General features: G+C 59.5%; 19 protein-coding genes. 11 read left to right on the forward strand and 8 right to left on the reverse strand.

Translation table 11 applies throughout. From position 1 onward, the window contains the following. Positions 1 to 10: 10 nt before the first annotated feature. The 5 genes from FCH38_RS05730 to FCH38_RS05750 all read right to left on the reverse strand — a co-directional run bounded on the left by FCH38_RS05730 (position 11) and on the right by FCH38_RS05750 (position 2851). The gene (locus FCH38_RS05730) at positions 11 to 643 is read right to left on the reverse strand and encodes a cytochrome b (RefSeq protein WP_153516401.1); all 633 of its coding nucleotides are present in this window, start codon (positions 641 to 643) and stop codon (positions 11 to 13) included. A 3-nt stretch (positions 644 to 646) separates the two neighbouring features. Next, positions 647 to 1426, reverse strand: coding sequence for an anti-sigma factor family protein (locus tag FCH38_RS05735; RefSeq protein ID WP_153516402.1), 780 nt, complete (start codon positions 1424 to 1426; stop codon positions 647 to 649). Then, a complete protein-coding gene (locus FCH38_RS05740) occupies positions 1423 to 1929 on the reverse strand; it encodes a sigma-70 family RNA polymerase sigma factor (protein WP_153516403.1) in 507 nt (168 codons plus the stop codon). The genes FCH38_RS05735 and FCH38_RS05740 overlap by 4 nt, the downstream gene beginning before the upstream one ends. 5 nt (positions 1930 to 1934) lie before the next feature. Further along, positions 1935 to 2174, reverse strand: a complete 240-nt coding sequence (locus FCH38_RS05745) for a hypothetical protein (RefSeq protein WP_153516404.1) — start codon at positions 2172 to 2174, stop codon at positions 1935 to 1937. 110 nt (positions 2175 to 2284) lie between these two features. Next, complete coding sequence (locus FCH38_RS05750; RefSeq protein ID WP_174373146.1) at positions 2285 to 2851, reverse strand: YceI family protein; 567 nt, start codon at positions 2849 to 2851, stop codon at positions 2285 to 2287. A gap of 290 nt (positions 2852 to 3141) precedes the next feature. On the opposite strand from FCH38_RS05750, the gene FCH38_RS05755 reads away from it, so the two are divergent. The 11 genes from FCH38_RS05755 to FCH38_RS05805 all read left to right on the forward strand — a co-directional run bounded on the left by FCH38_RS05755 (position 3142) and on the right by FCH38_RS05805 (position 15255). Beyond that, on the forward strand, positions 3142 to 4050 hold the full coding sequence (locus FCH38_RS05755; RefSeq protein WP_142840627.1) for a LysR family transcriptional regulator: 909 nt from the start codon (positions 3142 to 3144) through the stop codon (positions 4048 to 4050). Between the two features lie 147 nt (positions 4051 to 4197). Further along, on the forward strand, positions 4198 to 4980 hold the full coding sequence (locus tag FCH38_RS05760; protein WP_153516534.1) for a carbon-nitrogen hydrolase family protein: 783 nt from the start codon (positions 4198 to 4200) through the stop codon (positions 4978 to 4980). Between the two features lie 14 nt (positions 4981 to 4994). After that, complete coding sequence (locus FCH38_RS05765; protein WP_153516405.1) at positions 4995 to 5660, forward strand: RraA family protein; 666 nt, start codon at positions 4995 to 4997, stop codon at positions 5658 to 5660. A gap of 62 nt (positions 5661 to 5722) precedes the next feature. Then, on the forward strand, positions 5723 to 6763 hold the full coding sequence (locus tag FCH38_RS05770; protein WP_142840624.1) for an ABC transporter substrate-binding protein: 1041 nt from the start codon (positions 5723 to 5725) through the stop codon (positions 6761 to 6763). A 276-nt stretch (positions 6764 to 7039) separates the two neighbouring features. Further along, positions 7040 to 8113 carry an ABC transporter ATP-binding protein gene (locus FCH38_RS05775; RefSeq protein ID WP_149899769.1) on the forward strand — a complete coding sequence of 358 codons (1074 nt, stop codon included), beginning with the start codon at positions 7040 to 7042 and terminating at the stop codon, positions 8111 to 8113. Then, on the forward strand, positions 8110 to 8988 hold the full coding sequence (locus FCH38_RS05780; protein ID WP_174373148.1) for an ABC transporter permease: 879 nt from the start codon (positions 8110 to 8112) through the stop codon (positions 8986 to 8988). Before FCH38_RS05775 ends, FCH38_RS05780 begins: the two co-directional genes overlap by 4 nt. 12 nt (positions 8989 to 9000) lie before the next feature. Continuing rightward, positions 9001 to 9795 carry an ABC transporter permease gene (locus FCH38_RS05785; protein WP_174373149.1) on the forward strand — a complete coding sequence of 265 codons (795 nt, stop codon included), beginning with the start codon at positions 9001 to 9003 and terminating at the stop codon, positions 9793 to 9795. A 176-nt stretch (positions 9796 to 9971) separates the two neighbouring features. Beyond that, positions 9972 to 11369 carry an NAD(P)/FAD-dependent oxidoreductase gene (locus FCH38_RS05790; RefSeq protein WP_174373150.1) on the forward strand — a complete coding sequence of 466 codons (1398 nt, stop codon included), beginning with the start codon at positions 9972 to 9974 and terminating at the stop codon, positions 11367 to 11369. Further along, positions 11366 to 12628 carry an FAD-dependent oxidoreductase gene (locus tag FCH38_RS05795; protein ID WP_174373151.1) on the forward strand — a complete coding sequence of 421 codons (1263 nt, stop codon included), beginning with the start codon at positions 11366 to 11368 and terminating at the stop codon, positions 12626 to 12628. Before FCH38_RS05790 ends, FCH38_RS05795 begins: the two co-directional genes overlap by 4 nt. Then, the gene (locus FCH38_RS05800; protein WP_174373152.1) at positions 12628 to 14022 is read left to right on the forward strand and encodes an FGGY family carbohydrate kinase; all 1395 of its coding nucleotides are present in this window, start codon (positions 12628 to 12630) and stop codon (positions 14020 to 14022) included. Before FCH38_RS05795 ends, FCH38_RS05800 begins: the two co-directional genes overlap by 1 nt. Before the next feature lie 120 nt (positions 14023 to 14142). Beyond that, positions 14143 to 15255, forward strand: coding sequence for an endonuclease/exonuclease/phosphatase family protein (locus FCH38_RS05805; RefSeq protein ID WP_174373153.1), 1113 nt, complete (start codon positions 14143 to 14145; stop codon positions 15253 to 15255). 192 nt (positions 15256 to 15447) lie between these two features. On the opposite strand, the gene FCH38_RS05810 is transcribed toward FCH38_RS05805, so the two are convergent. The 3 genes from FCH38_RS05810 to FCH38_RS05820 are packed head-to-tail and all read right to left on the reverse strand — an operon-like array spanning position 15448 to position 17202. Beyond that, positions 15448 to 16203: a YggS family pyridoxal phosphate-dependent enzyme gene (locus tag FCH38_RS05810; RefSeq protein ID WP_174373154.1), complete on the reverse strand. Its 756-nt coding sequence runs from the start codon at positions 16201 to 16203 to the stop codon at positions 15448 to 15450. Next, positions 16200 to 16949, reverse strand: coding sequence for a glutamine amidotransferase (locus tag FCH38_RS05815; RefSeq protein WP_174373155.1), 750 nt, complete (start codon positions 16947 to 16949; stop codon positions 16200 to 16202). Before FCH38_RS05815 ends, FCH38_RS05810 begins: the two co-directional genes overlap by 4 nt. Positions 16950 to 16965: 16 nt before the next feature. Further along, positions 16966 to 17202: a thioredoxin family protein gene (locus tag FCH38_RS05820; RefSeq protein WP_174373156.1), complete on the reverse strand. Its 237-nt coding sequence runs from the start codon at positions 17200 to 17202 to the stop codon at positions 16966 to 16968. Between the last annotated feature and the right edge of the window lie 19 nt (positions 17203 to 17221).

Below are 17221 nucleotides of genomic sequence, written 5' to 3' on the forward strand. Positions count from 1 at the left end.
GGTGTAGAAATCATGCGGCTCTGTTCTCTGTATCCGAGCCTGCAGGATAGGGGATCATACGCCGAAGGGTCGGATCTTTTCGGATGAAATGGTGCCACAGCGCCGCTGCCACATGAAGAAGCACAACCCCTGCTGCGAGATACGCCAGAGTCGCGTGAACGTCAGTCCAGAAGGCCTCGGATTGGTCGGAGATTGCCAAGGGCAACCCCGGCACAACGATGAGATCGAATACATAGCTGGGGATTTGCAGGGGAGACGTCGACGCTACTGCCCAGCCGGCAATGGGAACGGCCAAGGTGAGGAACATCAATGCAGTGTGAGCTGCCCGGGCGCCCAACCGGGAAACCGGACCTTCGCCATCAAGTGGCCATGGCTTTCTGCTGAAAACTGACCAAATGAAACGCGGTACGGCCAGGGCGAGCACCAGAAATCCAATCGACTTGTGATACTGAAAAAGGTCGAACTGAAGCACCGGGTCGATGTTGTCGCGGCTCATCAGATATCCCAGCGCAAGCTGGGCGAGGAATAGGACCGCGATCGTCCAATGGAAGGTGATCGCCACCAGCCCGAAGGATCTAGGCGAATTGCGCCATAGTCGTTTATCCGTCGATGCGCTATCACGATGATCCTCGAAATGGGTCATTGGCTAACTCAGCTGTTGATAGGTGTCTTTGGCAATGGCGTCCATGCGGTCGGATGGCAGGTTGCCAACCAGGACGCAGCGGATCGTTTCGTCGTCCCAGGATACGGTTTCCAGCGAGCCGACATTGGAGCGACGCATGGCGGTGTCGCTCGCTTCAGCCGCAGCCACGATATAAAGAGTGACGCGTTGTCCACTTTTGTCTTCGTACATAAGCTGGGCTGCGGCGCCCTGTGGGCTGGGAAGTACCCGTCCACCGACAAGGGACAGACCATGGCGGGTGAGGTCCGGGATATTCAGTTTGCGATCCAGCCGTTTCGACAGCCATTTTAGCAGATTGGCAGCGTCCTCTGCGTCGGCGCGAACCTCCACCGGATGGAGAACATCGCCAGCGAACAATTTATGTGCCTGCGTCGCATCCGCCACGATGGAATGGGCAGGTTCCGCGACCTGCGAGAGAAGCCCACGCCCGAACCAGCCGCCTGTCAGTCCAACAGCCAGAACAAGGATGGATGCCGCCGCCATGTTGCGCCAATCGGCGCGCTCCGATCGCAATCGCCGTTCCATACGATAAACATCGAGGCGCTCAGGTAAAACGTCTACATCAAGAGGAGGATAGAGAGCCGCCAACGTGGCATTTTGCTGCTGCCATAGCTCAACCCTGCGTGCGTCAGCGGGATTGGCGGCGAGATGGGTACGAACGGCGTCACGCCGCTGGTCGTTGAGCTGCCCGTCGACATAAGAGATCAGATCGGCTTCGGTTATCTGCGGCTGGCTGCCAGTCATTTTATCACCTTGAGGTTTGGCTGATCTTCCTGGGTCATCCGGGCCAGGGCTGTTCGGGCTCGCCCCAGACGGGACATCAGAGTGCCCAACGGAATTTCAAGAACCTTTGCCGCTTCCGCATAACTTAGACCTTCGACGACGACGAGGAGGAGCGCCTCCCGCTGTTCGCCGGAGAGTTTTTCAATAGCGCGGGCCATTTCAGCAAGCGCTATCCGGCCTGTCTGCGCCGCCGGCACGAACAGCTGTTCCGCAACATCGTCAATCGGGATTTGCGACGGCCGCCGATTTCGACCGCGCAGATTGTTGCGGTAGACGTTGAGCAGCACCCGGTACAACCAGGGACGCAACGGACCCTGCGGTCGCCACAATGCCTTTTTACGGATGGCCCTTTCCAGGCAGTCCTGAACGAGATCGTCAGCTGTGTCACGGTCGTGCGTGAGCGCATTCGCGTAACGTCGAAGCGCTGGTATGCAACCTGTAATCTCGTCCAGAAAATCCGGCATGGGTTCTATTCCTTGGCAAGGTGCCAGATATCGCCGCCGCCATCGTCTGTGGCGTCGACGGGGGTCTTGTCCATCCGCAAGCGAGACGGCGGCTTTTCGTCATGTGACGAGTGCATCATTCCATTCTTGCGGGTGACCGGTTTGTCGTCACCATCCGCCGTATCAGTTTTGGAGGCGAGCAACGGCCATTTCCCTGCACAACCATCATAGCCGAACGACGATCCATCGACGAGATGCACACGCATAAGTTAGTCCCTTGGGAGGTAACGGATCGGACAACATGTCCAACATTATACAGAACACCAGCCAGCTGCACTTAATCCCACGCCACTGGCTTTTTTGGCCTTTTTTGTTTTTATCTGACGCCCTTCAAGTCTATGTCGAACGCAACTGTATTCGAATAGAGCGGTACGCCGACACCCATGCCATAGGGCATGCGGGGGACATTTCCGGTGACGTGGAAGGTGACTGAACCCTTTTGCTGCTCAACGAATGTTGCGTGAAACGTTTCGGGCCTGGATACGCCTCTGGCCGTCAGGACACCTTCGACCACTGCGCTGCGCGGCCCGTCCTGAGTAACGCGGCTGGAGCGAAACATGATTTGCGGGTAAGCGGCGATATTAAAAACCGCACTGGATCGCAGGAAATTTTCCACGCGTTCCTGTCCCGTCTGGACGCTGGAAGGGTTCAGTTTGATTTCCACGAAGGATTTGGACGGCTGGTCCGGGTCGATGTCGAAGCGGCCGGATATATCGGGAATTGTGCCTTTGATCCCCGGGCCGGCAATCTGGTCGATTGAAAAGCCGATGTGAGACGTAGAATCGATTCGATAATGTCCGGCGGCGGATGAGAACGGATTGGCAGACACGGGCGTGCAAGCCAGTGCCACAATCACGAAGATGGCGGAATAGGGGGATTTCACGGCGCAAGCTCCTTTGTACGCGTGTAGTCGTACCCAAGAGAACACTGCAGGAAGCTATTTAATCCACGTCTGTTCCGGTGGAATTGTCGTGCCTGTTAAAGCTTCAGCCATGAAGCTGCTCGGGGCAATTCGATGAGCGTGCCGCGCACCGTGCCAAGTGACTCAGCGCTGATCCCTTGCTTATGGGCCTGTGCATCGGACATACTGGCACTTGAACCACAAGGGCCAAGGGCAAGACGAACCGGCAATGCAAAGCTGGATCGCGGAGCCATGCGAGAAGATTTTACCTCATGAATACGCGATTTCTCGAAACCTTCCTCTGGGCTGCACGGTTGAACAGCTTTTCGGCGGCGGCGGAACGTTTGCACACGACCCAGGCGTCGGTGTCCAACCGGATTGCCGCTCTGGAAAGAGAGCTTGGTGTCGTGTTGTTCACCCGCGATGTGCGCTGCGTCAACCTGACGCCGGCCGGTCGTCTGGCGCTGCAGCATGCCGAAAAGATCGTCAACCTGACCGGGGAATTCCGGCAGATCGTGAGCAGCCGCGAGGCGCTGAGAGGTACCGTGCGTATCGGCGCTGCGGATACCATTGTCTACGCCTGGTTGCCGCTTCTCATTCGTCGAATGAACGAACAATATCCCGGTGTCAGCCTGGATCTGACCATCGATACCAGTCTGAAATTATCCCAGCGCATTCAAAACGGCGAAGTGGATGTCGGTTTCATCATGGGACCGGTCATGGCTGCGAACATCTATAATTCGCCGCTGTGTACGTTCGAGTCCTGTTGGGTTGGTGCGGTTGATTTGCCATTGCCGGAAACAGGTGTCACGCTTGAAGATATCGCACATTTTCCGCTACTTACCTTCTCGACCGGCTCCCAGCCGCATCAGGCATTGCGTGCGCTGCTCGATGCCCACGGACTGTCTGACAGCCGCATTTATAATTCCAATTCCCTGTCAATCATGACCCGCCTCGTGGCAGCGGCCGTCGGTGTGGGCGCTTTGCCGCGCGTGCTGGTGGACGGCATCATCAAGTCCGGGGAAGCGCGTATCCTCGATATTGCGCCGTCTGTACCGCCCCTGACATTCCACACTGTTTATCAGGAACGTGGCGACAACGCGCTCGCCCGGGCCATTGCCGATATGGCGACGGAAATCGTCAGTGAAACCACCACGCAATGGATGACTGTTGCCGCCTAAATTTTGCGCTGCAACACGAAATGATTAATCTATAAGCTTACCTTATGGGTTCCGATAGAGTTTTTCCGTTTGTCATGAAAACCGTTCCCGTTCTTAATTCTCCTCGCAACATGAGAGGAGAGCAACGTGAAAGTCTCACTTGTTCAAATGAATACCCAGAACGACAAGGCAGAAAATCTTAAGGTTGCTGCCGATCTTATCGAAAAAGCAGTCAAGGCGGATAATCCAGACCTTGTTGTTCTTCCAGAATACTTTGCATTTCTTGGAGATAATCCTCAGGAGATGCATGAAAGCGGGGAAGAATTTCCCGATGGCGAGATTTATACGCTGCTTTCGGGGCTCGCCAAAAAGCACGCGATTACGCTGCATGCCGGTTCCATCGTCGAGAAGGAAGGCAACCGTTTTTACAATTCGACGCTCGTTTTTGGTCCTGATGGCAAGCAGATCGCCCGCTATCGCAAGATGCACCTGTTCGACGTCGATACGCCGAACGGCATCAGCTACCGTGAGTCCGACTCCGTCGCCCGCGGCGAAGACGTGGTGACCTATAAGGTCGGCGACAAGACGGTTGGTTGCGGCATCTGCTACGATATCCGCTTCCCGGAACTGTTCCGCGCCCTGCGGGACAGGGGGGCGGACGTGATCGTTCTGCCAGCCGCCTTCACCCTGATGACAGGCAAGGACCATTGGGAAGTGCTGGCCCGCGCCCGCGCCGTCGAAACCCAGACCTATTTTCTGGCTGTAGGCCAGATCGGCACCCATGCGGGCGGCAAAAAGGCGTGCTGGGGGCATTCCATGGTCATCGATCCCTGGGGCCACATCATCGCCCAGTGCTCCGACACCGTCGGGACCGCAGGTGCTGCCCTCGACTTCGACTATTCGGCCAAGGTGCGTGCCAACGTGCCGGTGGCAAACCACCACGTGCTCTGATCGGAGAAAGACTTATGTTTATCGTCAATCCCATGCCGGAGCAGATCGACGCCGATATCGTCGATCTTCTTGAAAAGGTCGAAGTCGCAACGATCGGCCATGTGCTTCATTCCGGCTTCGTCGATCCGGAAATCCGCGCGGTTCTTCCGGGCAAGCGGGTGGCCGGTACCGCCGTCACGCTGCGCATCCCGAACGCCGATTCGACCATGCTTCACTACCTGACGCAGATTGTGCGTCCGGGCGATATCGTGCTCATTGATCGCTGCGGTGATACCCGCCACGCCTGCTGGGGCGGCGTCATCACCAACACGATGAAAATGGCCGGCGTCAAGGCTGGCGTGGTCGATGGACCGGCGACCGACTTTTCGGAGTTCGTCAAGGTCGATATGCCCATGTGGTGCCGCGGCCCATCGCCGATCACCACCAAGATCCTTGGCCTTGAAGGCGCGATCAATGTTCCGATCAGCGTCGGTGGCCAGATGATCAATCCGGGCGATGCGATCCTGTGCGATGAAAGCGGCGTTGTCGCCCTTCATCCGAGCCAGGCCCGCGCCATGGCCGAGCGCGCCATCGGCATGCAGGAAGCTGAACTCGTGCTTCTGGAGCGTCTGCGCAACGGCGAGAAGTTGCCGGATATTTCCGGCGCCAACAAGCTCGTTCAGGCCAAGCTAAGCGCCTGACACCGCCTTACGGGTGGCGGACCAGTCCGCCACTCCCAATAATAATAGAGGAGAACAGGACAATGAAGAAATCTATACTTCTGAGCGGGATTCTCATGCTTGGCGCGGCGGCTCTGCCGGCGCACGCCCAGCAGACCGTAACGTTCCTCGGCTATAGCGGCCTTTTCCAGGAGCGTTACACCAAGGCTGTTATCGAGCCTTTCATGGCCGCCAACCCGGATATCAAGGTTGAATATTTCCCGCAGCAGGGTTCCGCCGCCATGCTCGGTTCGTTGCGCGCCCAGAAGGCTGCGCCGCAGGCCGATGTCGCGCTGATGGACGTCTCCGTTGCCAAAACCGGTACGGATGAAGGTCTGTTCGACAAGATCGATGAAAGCGTAACCAAAAACGTCGCCGACCTCTATCCCAACGCCCGTTTCGAAGGCGTGGCCGGCGTTGGTGTGACGTTCGACAATCTTGTGCTCATCTATAATACCGATGCGATCAAGACCGCACCGGACAGCTGGAACGCTCTGAAGGACAGTGCCCTCAAGGGGAAAGTCGCCATGTTGAGCGCTCCGGATATTGTCGGTATCGGCACGACGATCATCATGGACCACATGAATGGCGGCACTGACTTCATCAAGAATATCGACGCCGGCATCAATGCGATGGCTGAAGTTGCGCCAAACATTCAGACCTGGGAGCCGAAGCCGGAAGTTTATCCAAATGTCGTCAACGGCCAGGTTTCACTGGGGGTGGGCTGGAATGCCCGCAGCCAGGTGAATGCCGATGGCTCCAAGGGCAAGATGAAGGTTGCGCTTCCCAAGGAAGGCACGATCCTCCAGATCAATACGCTCAATCTCGTCAAGGGCGGCCCATCGTCCGAGGCGGGGCGTAAATTCGTCGATTATGCGCTGAGCCCTGAAGCACAGGCCGCCTTTACCGCCGCCATGTATTATGCGCCGACCAACACCAAGGCCACCGTCGCCGACGATGTCAGCGAGCGCACGGTCATCAAGGCGATGGATAAGGTTATTCCGGTTGACTGGATCGGCCTTTCAAAGGTCCGCGACCAGATCACGCAGGACTGGCGTCGCAAGGTCATCCCGCTCAGCCGCTAAGGCTCGTGCAGAATGGCAGATCTTCCGCATTACTCATGCGGCTGCGGAAGTAAGAAAACAACACATTCCCTCTGTCGACACTGGGGTCGGCGGAGGGGGTAAGACGGACATGCATTCCCTTTGGCCTGGCATGTCTGCGATACGGGAAACGCCGTGAAACAGCGCAGCGAAGTTCTGCTGCGACTGTATAGATCAAGGGACAGGCCACTTCCGCGCCTAACCGGCCGGACATGTCCTGGAGAAAGGCAAAAAGCCAGAATGGGAACTTCAGACATCATGCAGCCCGGATTCCTCTCGATTCGTTCACTAACCAAGCGCTACGAGACCATGGTCGCCGTAGATGATCTCAACCTCGAGATTCCCAAGGGCGAACTGGTTGCCTTCCTCGGTCCTTCGGGTTGCGGCAAGTCGACATCGCTGCGCATGATTGCGGGCCTCTCTCCCGTCTCGTCAGGTTCGATCTTGATTGGCGGCAAGGATGTGACGCAGCTTGCGCCTTACAAGCGCGACATCGGCCTCGTTTTCCAGAGCTATGCGCTTTTCCCTCACATGACGGTTTTGAAGAACGTCATGTTCGGTCTTGAAATGCGCAAGGTGCCGGCTGCCGAGGCCGAACGCCGTGCGCGTGAAGCCATTGCCATGGTGCATCTGGAAGGGCGCGAGGACCGCCGTCCCGCCCAGCTTTCCGGCGGCCAGCAGCAGCGGGTCGCACTGGCGCGCGCCCTCGTCATCCAGCCTTCCATCCTCTTGTTCGATGAGCCGCTCTCCAATCTTGACGCCAAGTTGCGCGACGAGATGCGCGCCGAAATCCGCCGTATCCAGAAACAGCTCGGCATCACCTCCATCTTCGTCACGCATGATCAGGTCGAGGCGCTCAGCATGTGCGACAAGGTCGCCGTCCTCAACGGCGGGCGCCTGGAACAGCTCGGTACGCCGCACGATCTCTATGAGCGCCCGGCGACGGCTTTCGTTGCTTCCTTCGTTGGCCGCACCAACAGGCTGGTCGGCAACGCGGCCGGCGATCGCATCACGGTCGGCGATGCGGTTTTGCGTGCACCCGGCTCACACGCCGGCAAGATCGACCTGATGGTACGGCCACATCGCATGGCCATGACGATTGCCGGCGACGCTGTGCCTGATTTCAATGGAGCGCCGGTCAACCGCATCGCCGGCGAAGTGCGCGATGTCTATTATGCGGGCGACATTCTCCACTACGAGATCGCCGCCGGCGGGCAGATTATGTCCGTGGAGCGTGCGACGTCCGGTGGCGAAACACCGGTAGTGGCGGGTAGCGCAGTCAGCCTCGTCTGGCGCGTGGAGGACACGCTGGTTTTCGGAGCAAACCAATGACAGCGTCGGTCATGATCACGGCTCCCGGCAGCCGCACCTCCTCCATCGTATTTCTGGCAACGCTCCTGCTCGGACCGATCATCGCGGTCAATGGTCTGGCTTTCGTGATGCCCGTCTTCAACCTGCTTTTGCTTTCCTTCCGCGAAAGCCTCGGCGGCGGCGGTCTCGGGGAAGCCCACACGCTTGAAAACTGGTCGTCCACCCTGACAGACGGTTTTTATATCGAACTGATCGGACAGAGCATCCTGACCAGCCTTATGATCACGGTTCTGACGCTGGTCGCCTCCTACCCAATCGCTCTTTATCTTCACAGGGCGCAGGGCCGCTGGAAGACGCTGCTGCTTGTGCTCGTCATTTCGCCGCTGCTCACCTCGGCCGTGGTGCGCACTTATGGCTGGATCGCGATCCTTGCGGATGATGGCCTCATCAACAACATCCTCTTCGCACTGGGTGCTGAAAGCGGCGTGCGCCTGTTATTCAACAAGGTTGGCGTGGTCATCGGCCTCACCGAAATCCTGATGCCCTATATGATTCTCGCATTGCTTGCCGGTTTCGGCAGGCTTGATCCGCGGGTCGAGGAAGCTGCTGAAACGCTCGGCGCATCGCCCTGGAGGGTGTTCTGGCGGATTATCGTGCCGCTCACCATGCCCGGCGTGGCGCTCGGTTGTCTGCTCTCCTTCGTGCTGGCCGTCAGCTCGTTCATCACCCCCAAGCTGCTCGGTGGCGGCCGCGTCTTCCTTCTGGCGACGGAAATCTACGACCAGGCCATTGTGACGCTCAACTGGCCTCTCGCCGCAACGCTTTCGATGATCATCCTCGTGATTTTCGGTGCTGCCCTGGTGCTCTATTCCCGGCTTCTGCGGGCTGTTCTGTAAAGGAGATCGAAGATGGAAGAACGTCCCGTTCCGCTGGCGCTGAAAATTATCGCCTTCGTCATGTTCCTCTTTCTGCTTGCGCCCGTGGTGCTCGTCGTGCCGATCTCTTTTTCGGCCGACAGCTACATGACCTTTCCGCCTTCCGGCTGGAGCCTGCGCTGGTATATCGAGCTCATGCACAATTCCAAGATGATTGGCGCGCTGGGCACCAGTACGCTCCTCGCCGTCATCGTCACGGTGCTGTCGATGCTGATTGCGCTGCCGGCCTCCTACGCCATCGTCCGCATGCGGGTGATCGGCGCAGATGCATTGCTTGCCTTCTTCACTGCGCCCCTGCTTCTGCCGACCATCGTTCTCGGCCTCGCGATCCTGATCGTTTTTGCCGGTGCAGGTCTGCTCGGCGCGTTCACGGGCCTGGTGATCGCGCATCTCATCATCGTGCTGCCCTATGCCCTGCGTGTGCTCACCACGTCGCTCGCCGGCCTGCCGCTGATTTTCGAAGAGGCTGCCTCGACGCTCGGGGCATCGCCGTTCACCGTCTTTAGCCGTATCACCATGCCGATGATTGCGCCGGGCGTTGTTGCGACGGCGGCGCTTTCCTTTCTCGTCTCGTTCGATGAGGCCGTGATTTCGCTGTTCCTCACCGGTCCGCGTATCACAACGCTCCCCGTCGCCATGTATCAGCATGTCGAAACCCAGGCTGATCCGCTCGTTGCGGCCATTTCCGTTCTTCTGATCGTGCTGACGCTTGCCGTCGTCCTGATCGTCGATCGAACGGCGGGCCTGACGAAGACTTTTGTCAAATAAGGGCGGCAGGCCTATCGAGAAATATTCCTCGTGAGGCCGATTAAATTCAAAGGGTCGGCGCCGGCTTTGTCTGGCCGGAACCAGCACTAATTTCATTCCCGTTGATGAACGCCTCCTGCATCGGCGTGATCCGTCACGTCTGTTGATTTCGTTTTTAAACTACGAAGGGGAAACCAATGGTCCAGAGCCTCTCCACGGAATTCGACGTTGCCGTCATCGGTGCCGGGGTTGTCGGCTGCGCGGTCGCCCGTCGTTTCGCTCTTGCCGGTGCGAAGGTGGTCGTCATCGAGAAGGGCGCTGATATTCTCTCCGGGGCTTCGAAGGCCAACAGCGCCATTCTTCATACCGGCTTCGATGCGCCGGAAGGTAGTCTGGAACTGGAACTGGTAAAGGCGGGTCGGGCGGAATATCTGTCCATCCATGGGCAGATGGGTCTCAGCCTCGTCGAGACCGGTGCACTTGTCTGCGCCTGGAGTCCGGATGAGGCGGAGAGACTGGCGGCGATTGCCGAGCAGGGGCGGCGCAACGGCATTGCCGAACTCGACCTTCTCACGGCCCGGCAGGCCCGTGAAACCATGCCCGGCCTGTCCAGCCATCTCATCGCCGCGCTCGAAGTTTCAGGCGAACACATCATCGATCCGTGGTCCGCGCCGCTGGGCTATCTGACGCAGGCAGTGGGGTTGGGCGCGCAACTGGTGCGCAATGCCGAAGTCCTGTCCGGTTCGTTCGATGGCGTATGGCGGATCGAGACGACGGCGGGTCCGATTCTTGCCGCAAGCGTTGTCAACGCCGCCGGGTTGTTTGGTGATATTGTTGATGTGCGGCTGGGTTTTGTCCCCGAATTCACCATCATGCCGCGCAAGGGACAATTCGTCGTTCTCGATAAGGCCGCTCGCCGGCATGTGCCGCGCATCGTCCTGCCCGTTCCCACCGAAATCACCAAGGGTATCGTGGTCTGTCCCACCGCCTTCGGCAATGTTCTCATCGGCCCGACGGCGGAAGAGCAGGATGACCGTGAGCGTGCGACCGTGGAGACGGCGACGCTGGAAGCGCTGCTGAAGCGCGGCGCGGAGATCGTTCCGGCACTGGCCTCCATTTCCGTGACCGCCGTCTATGCCGGCTTGCGCCCGGCATCTGACAAGAAACATTACCGGATTTCCGCGCGGCCGGACCGGCGGGCGATCACGCTCGGCGGCGTGCGTTCCACCGGCCTCAGCGCTGCGCTCGGGCTGGCGCAGCATGCGTTGACGCTTCACGCAGGTTTCGGCACCCGCTTTGAACTGCCTCTCTCCGTGCCCGAGGTGACGATGCCCAACCTGACCGAAACCTGCGAGCGGGACTGGCAGCGTGCCGATCACGGTGAAATCGTCTGCCATTGCGAACTCGTCACCCGGCGTGAGATCGATGCGACATTTTCCAGTCCGGTGCCACCGGGCGATTTTGGCGGGGTGCGCCGGCGCACCCGCGCCGGCATGGGGCGCTGTCAGGGGTTTTATTGCAATGCCCGGCTCGCCGCGATGACGGGCGAACGTCTGGCCGTACCGCTTGCGGTCAGCGCGGGAGACGAGCGATGAGTACCGTGAAGCTTTTTCAGCAGGAGCGCGAAGACGCTTCCTATGCCGATGTCATTGTGGTGGGCGGCGGCCCGGCGGGCGTGGCGGCAGCTCTGGAGCTGAAAGCACGTGGCATCGCGCATGTGATGCTCCTCGAGCGCGAGCCGGCCCTTGGCGGTGCGCCCCGGCATTGCTCGCACTCGCCTTTCGGTATGCGCGAATTCGGGTGCGTCTATTTCGGCCCGGCCTATGCGCAACGCCTAGAGAAGGAAGTGCAGGATGCCGGTGTCGATATCCGCACCGGTCATTCCGTGGTCGAACTCGGACAGGATGGCGCATTGCTGGTCACATCGGCGCGCGGTGTCGAGAGCATGAAGGCCCGGCGCATCGTTCTGGCCACCGGCGCACGGGAAAAACCACGCTCGGTGCTGCTTCTGCCCGGCGACCGGCCGGTGGGTGTGATCACCACCGGCGCGCTGCAATCCTATGTTGCCTTTCATGGCATCATGCCCTTTCGTCGGCCGCTTGTCATTGGCTCTGAACTGGTTTCATTCTCTGCGCTTCTCACCTGTCTGACGCATCGCGCGCGGCCTGTGGCGATGATCGAGCCTGAGCCGGAACCGCTGGCACGGTTGCCTTTTCAATGGTTTCCGCGACTGGTCGGGGTGCCGTTTCATTGTGGTGCCGTGCTTATGGACATTCGCGGGCGCGGCCGTGTCGAGGAGGCTGACATCCGGCTGGCGGATGGCCGTCTCCTGACTGTCAAATGCGATGGTATTCTTTTGACTGGGCGGTTCACGCCGGAGGCGGCGCTTTTGAACGCATCCACGGTCGATGTGGCGGCAGGCAGCGCCGGTCCGATGATCGATCAGGACGGCCGGATGGCTAACCCAGTCTTTTTTGCCAGCGGAAACCTGTTGCGGGCCGTGGAAACGGGCGGCTGGTCGTTTCGTGAAGGCCGCGGCGTGGGTGCTGCCGTTGCCGCCGATCTTGCCCGCGAACCCTGCAACGACCGGGCGATACCCGTCACTTTCGCTGACCCGCTCAAACTCGTGGTACCCACCATGGTGCGCAGGGGAGGGCTTGACCGTCCCGCTTTTCGCGACTTTCAGCTGCGTTTTACCAAACGTGTTCGAGGCCGGCTTTCTCTTCATCTTGATGGAACGGAAGTGTGGAGCAAGAGCGGCCCGTGGCTGCCGGAGCGCCGTGTGCTCATGCCCATTCCCCGCGCTGCGTTTGAAGCAAGCCAGATTGTCTTTCACTTTCGGGAAACAAATTGATGCGCATTGCGGCGATCGATCAGGGAACGACATCGACCCGATGCCTTGTGGTCGGCGACGGCATGGCGCAGGTCGTCTCCAGCCTGCGTCATGCGCAGTTCTATCCGGCGCCCGGCCATGTGGAGCATGACCCCGAAGAACTGTTGCGCAATATCCGCGCGGTGCTTGCCGCTGCCGGGCCGGTGGATGCCATTGCCATAGCCAATCAGGGCGAGAGTTGCCTGGCGTGGGACGCCGAAAGCGGTGAGGCGCTGTCGCCGGTCATCGTCTGGCAGGATGCCCGCACCGCCGATGCTCTTGCCGCTCTGCCGCCATCGGCAGCGGATCGTTCGAAAGAGATTTGCGGCTTGCCGCTTGATCCCTATTTCTCGGCAAGCAAACTGTCCTGGCTGGTCGAGCATAATCCAGCCGTGGCGCAGGCAAGGGCGGCCGGGCGGTTGCGGCTGGGCACCACCGATGCGTTTTTTCTGGATCGGCTGGCCGGCTGTTTCCGCACCGATCTTGCCACGGCGTCGCGCACCGGGCTGCTTGATCTGGCAACCGGAGGCTGGAGCCCGGAACTCTGCATGCTTCACGGTGTGCCGCTGGATTGCCTACCCGTTATCGGCCCTGTCGATGGCGGTTTCGGTGCAATCGAGGCAACGCCCGTCCGCGTTTCCATCGTTGACCAGCAGGCGGCGCTTTACGGGCATGGTTGCCGCAAACCGGGTGATTGCAAGATAACCTTTGGCACGGGAGCTTTCCTGTTGGCTGTCGCTGGTAACGAGCGCCCGCTGACGGGGGAGCTTTTGCCGGCCATTGGCTGGCACAGGCAAGGCGCGCCAGCCGTTTTCGCCATTGAGGGAGGGGTCTACGATGCCGGTGCCGCGCTCGAATGGGCGCGAAAGGTCGGCCTATATGCTGATAATGCCGAACTCGACGGTTTCGAGGGACCATCGGCCGTTCGGCGCGGCCTTGTGTGCGTGCCCGCATTTTCGGGCCTTGCTGCGCCCTATTGGGACAGACAGGCCGTGCCGTTGTTCATCGGTATGGAGCATGCCACTGAGCGGCATGACATGGTGCGCGCGCTATTGGAAGGTATTGCGATGCTGACGGTTCGATTGATCGATGCGATGCCGGCTGCAACCCCCATCGGTGACACGATCTCGATCGACGGTGGCCTGTCGAATAGTCGCTATTTCGCCCGTTTTCTGGCGGCGGCCAGCGGCCGGACTATCTGCGTGCCGGCCATGCGGGAGTTGACGGCGCTCGGTCTGGCGGAGCTGTGCGGTATCGATGTCACCGCCACGCGAAACGATACAGAGATATTCATGCCCGATGGATCGGTTGATGCCGCAGATCATCATCGCTTCGCACGTGCCGTGGACAATGCGCGGGCTTGGCGAAACGCGTAAGCTTTCGTGAGGACGATCTTGTCCATCGGCGTGCCCGTCGTAAATTTCCTCTGCCAGACCGAACTGTCGTGTCTTTGAAATGTAAAACGGGCATCATCCCTGCAACCTGGGGAGGATCAGATGCGTCTTGCTGTCTACAACGTTGAAAATCTCTTTGATCGCGCCAAAGCGATGAACCTTGGGAGCTGGGAAGAGGGAAAGCCCGTTCTGGAGCATTTCGCGGCGCTGAACCAGTTGCTTGGCCAGATCGAATATAGTGACGAAGATAAGGTCGAGATCGCCCGGCTCGTCGTCGCGTTAGGGATGGAGCAGTCCGACACGGGGCCTTTCGTCATCCTTCGCCGAAACCGTGGCGGTTTGCTCAAGCGGCCGACTGCGGGCGGTGTCGTGGTCGTTGCCGAAGGCCGGGCCGACTGGGTCGGGTCGCTGGAACTGCGCGACGAGCCAGTCAACGAGCACGCCATGCGCAACACCGCGCGGGTGATGGTTGATCTCGAGGCTGACGTGCTCGGTATCGTCGAAGTCGAGAGCCGCCCGGTGCTTTCCGCCTTCAACCGCGAGATTCTGCCGGCGATCGGCGGCACACCGTTTCGGCATGTGATGGTGATCGACGGCAATGACGAGCGCGGGATCGATGTCGGCATGATGACCCGCAAGGGTTATCCCATCGGCGCCATGCACAGCCATGTCGATGATTGCACACCGAACGGTGAGGCGATCTTTTCGCGCGACTGCCCGGAATATGAAATCACCACGCCCGCCGGCGCTAAGCTTATCGTCATGGTCAATCACCTCAAGAGCAAGGGTTATGGCGGAAAGGCTAAGTCGGATGCCAAGCGAAAGGCACAGGCAAAGCGTATCGCCGAAATCTACGAGAAACTGATCGAACGGGGCGTCGAATATGTCGCTGTTATCGGTGACTTTAACGATACCCCCGGCAGTGATCCGCTGGAGCCACTTCTTGGCGGCACCTCGTTAAAAGACATCTTCAAGCATGAGGCTTTTGATGATAGCGGTTACCCCGGCACCTATGGCGGGTGCACGGCCTCCAACAAGATCGACTATATCCTGCTGTCTCCAGCCCTTTTTGCAAAGGTCAAGGACGGCGGCGTGTTCCGCAAGGGCATGTGGCCGGGTGTTCGGCCGAAGAAGTGGGAAAGCTATGACGAGGTGAAGCGTCAGGAGGACGCCGCGTCCGATCATGCCGCGCTCTGGGTCGATCTCGACATTTGAATGCTGCCGGGGCGACACCGACTGATCTGGGGCGGTGGGCTGATCTGTCGCTCACGGTCGGCGACAGAGAAAACTCGTCTGGATCGCGGAGCCTTTGAAAAACAAATTGGCGGATGCGCCATGTCACTCAAAACCCGGAGCCATTCTGGTGTTCAAACGACTGGACATATGGCGCAGCGCGATGAAGGCCTCTTAAGTGGCTCCCGCCGCACCCGGCCAGTAATACGACGCCGGCAGGGCGCGCGCGCCGAAGACTGCCTGGCCGACACGGACAATGGTCGCCCCCTCTTCGATCGCCCATTCAAAATCGCCCGACATGCCCATTGAGAGGTCGCTTAAAGCTGCCCCCTGCGGTGCATCGGAACGCGCACGGTCGCGGATGTTGCGCAGGAGGCGGAAGCAGCGGCGGACCTCCGTTTCCTCAGGTGTGAAGGTTGCAAGGGTCATGAAACCCCGCAGGCGTATTGCGTCGAATGCCGTCAATTCCTTGAGAAAGGGTGCCACGGCATCGGGCGCGAGACCAAATTTGCTGGCTTCGCCTGATGTGTTGACCTGCACCAGCACATCCAGACCACGTCCCAGAAACTGCAGCCGCTTTTCAAGCGCTGTCGCCAGTGAGAGGCGATCGAGCGATTGCACTTCGGAGGCGAAACGCAGGACGTCCTTGACCTTGTTGGACTGAAGATGGCCGATCATCGACCATTGCGCCGGTTCGCCGGAAAGGGCTTCAGCCTTGCTGCGCCCTTCCTGCACCTTGTTTTCACCCAGATCTCCCGCTCCGAGGCGGATGACTTCACGGACGCGTTCGGCCTCGATTGTTTTCGTGACCAGCACGAAGCGGACTGCGTCGGTCGGTCGGCCGGCGCGCGCGGCGGCGCTGGCGATCCGGGCCGTGACGCTGGAGAGATTTGCGGCAAGCGTGCCCGTGGGTTCGGAGGTGTTGCTCATGCCTCAGCCAGTCCGCGCGTGTTTGAATGTTCGGTCTCGCATTCAAAGTCGAGTTCCCTCAACCATTCGGTAAACATTTTGCGGGCAGCTTCGCGGAGTGCGGGTCCATGGCGCGAGGCGTCCCTGCGTATGCTGCCGGGGTCGATACCCGCGCCGGCCAATTCCGCGGCATGGCCGACGAGCCATTTTTCAAGGCCGGAACCGGCATCAACCTCGGGGTGAAACTGAAGCGCCAGCACATTGCGGTCAATTGCGAAACCCTGTGTCGCGCAAAGAGGCGTTGTTGCCAGATTGACGGCTTCTCTCGGGGTTTCAAAGGCATCGCCGTGCCAATGCAGTGTGGCTATGCCCTCAAGATGCCGCATCGGCCCCAGCCGCCCCGCATCGGTTAATGTCAGTTCCGAAAAGCCAATTTCCTTGTAGCCCATCGGTTCGACATTGACGCCGAGTGTAGCAGCGATCTGTTGCGCGCCGAGGCAGATGCCGAGGATCGGCCGGCCGGTGTAGAGACGATGTCGGATCAAGGCCCGTTCTTCAACAAGAAAGGGATAGGCGTCTGTCTCGTAAACACCGACCGGACCGCCCAGTATGATGAGCAGATCCGGCTCCGCCGGCTTGAAGGTTGCAAGATTCACCTCACCCAGATCGCAATAGCGCAGGTCGTAGCCGGCTTCGGAAAGCACACTTTCGAAACTACCCAGATCCTCGAAATGAACGTGGCGAATGGCTGTTGCAGTCCTCGACATAATCCTGCTCCCGGCATTAGCGCAGGGCTGCAAGATCGGCGCCGTGGTTTATGTGATAGACGGCGCCGTCAATGACGAAAGCTGGGACGGACTTGACTCCCGCTTTTTCGGCTTCGGCGAGGCGGAGTTTATTCTCTCCCAGATGAACGATCTCGACGTCGAATAGGCTTTTATCGAGAGAGGTTGCAAAGCGCTGTTCCGCATCAACGCAGACCGGGCATCCGGCATGATAGAATATTGCTTTCTCGACCATCGTATTTTCCTTTCGGCTC

It is taken from the genome of Agrobacterium tumefaciens, assembly GCF_013337285.1.
Taxonomy (GTDB): Bacteria; Pseudomonadota; Alphaproteobacteria; order Rhizobiales; family Rhizobiaceae; genus Agrobacterium; species Agrobacterium burrii.

Excerpts from the sequence above, each read along its gene's own strand:
- FCH38_RS05730 (WP_153516401.1), bottom strand. The coding sequence starts at position 643 with ATGACCCATTTCGAGGATCATCGTGATAGCGCATCGACGGATAAACGA.
- FCH38_RS05735 (WP_153516402.1), bottom strand. The coding sequence starts at position 1,426 with ATGACTGGCAGCCAGCCGCAGATAACCGAAGCCGATCTGATCTCTTAT.
- FCH38_RS05740 (WP_153516403.1), bottom strand. The coding sequence starts at position 1,929 with ATGCCGGATTTTCTGGACGAGATTACAGGTTGCATACCAGCGCTTCGA.
- FCH38_RS05745 (WP_153516404.1), bottom strand. The coding sequence starts at position 2,174 with ATGCGTGTGCATCTCGTCGATGGATCGTCGTTCGGCTATGATGGTTGT.
- FCH38_RS05755 (WP_142840627.1), top strand. The coding sequence starts at position 3,142 with ATGAATACGCGATTTCTCGAAACCTTCCTCTGGGCTGCACGGTTGAAC.
- FCH38_RS05760 (WP_153516534.1), top strand. The coding sequence starts at position 4,198 with ATGAATACCCAGAACGACAAGGCAGAAAATCTTAAGGTTGCTGCCGAT.
- FCH38_RS05765 (WP_153516405.1), top strand. The coding sequence starts at position 4,995 with ATGTTTATCGTCAATCCCATGCCGGAGCAGATCGACGCCGATATCGTC.
- FCH38_RS05770 (WP_142840624.1), top strand. The coding sequence starts at position 5,723 with ATGAAGAAATCTATACTTCTGAGCGGGATTCTCATGCTTGGCGCGGCG.
- FCH38_RS05775 (WP_149899769.1), top strand. The coding sequence starts at position 7,040 with ATGCAGCCCGGATTCCTCTCGATTCGTTCACTAACCAAGCGCTACGAG.
- FCH38_RS05780 (WP_174373148.1), top strand. The coding sequence starts at position 8,110 with ATGACAGCGTCGGTCATGATCACGGCTCCCGGCAGCCGCACCTCCTCC.
- FCH38_RS05785 (WP_174373149.1), top strand. The coding sequence starts at position 9,001 with ATGGAAGAACGTCCCGTTCCGCTGGCGCTGAAAATTATCGCCTTCGTC.
- FCH38_RS05790 (WP_174373150.1), top strand. The coding sequence starts at position 9,972 with ATGGTCCAGAGCCTCTCCACGGAATTCGACGTTGCCGTCATCGGTGCC.
- FCH38_RS05795 (WP_174373151.1), top strand. The coding sequence starts at position 11,366 with ATGAGTACCGTGAAGCTTTTTCAGCAGGAGCGCGAAGACGCTTCCTAT.
- FCH38_RS05800 (WP_174373152.1), top strand. The coding sequence starts at position 12,628 with ATGCGCATTGCGGCGATCGATCAGGGAACGACATCGACCCGATGCCTT.
- FCH38_RS05805 (WP_174373153.1), top strand. The coding sequence starts at position 14,143 with ATGCGTCTTGCTGTCTACAACGTTGAAAATCTCTTTGATCGCGCCAAA.
- FCH38_RS05810 (WP_174373154.1), bottom strand. The coding sequence starts at position 16,203 with ATGAGCAACACCTCCGAACCCACGGGCACGCTTGCCGCAAATCTCTCC.
- FCH38_RS05815 (WP_174373155.1), bottom strand. The coding sequence starts at position 16,949 with ATGTCGAGGACTGCAACAGCCATTCGCCACGTTCATTTCGAGGATCTG.
- FCH38_RS05820 (WP_174373156.1), bottom strand. The coding sequence starts at position 17,202 with ATGGTCGAGAAAGCAATATTCTATCATGCCGGATGCCCGGTCTGCGTT.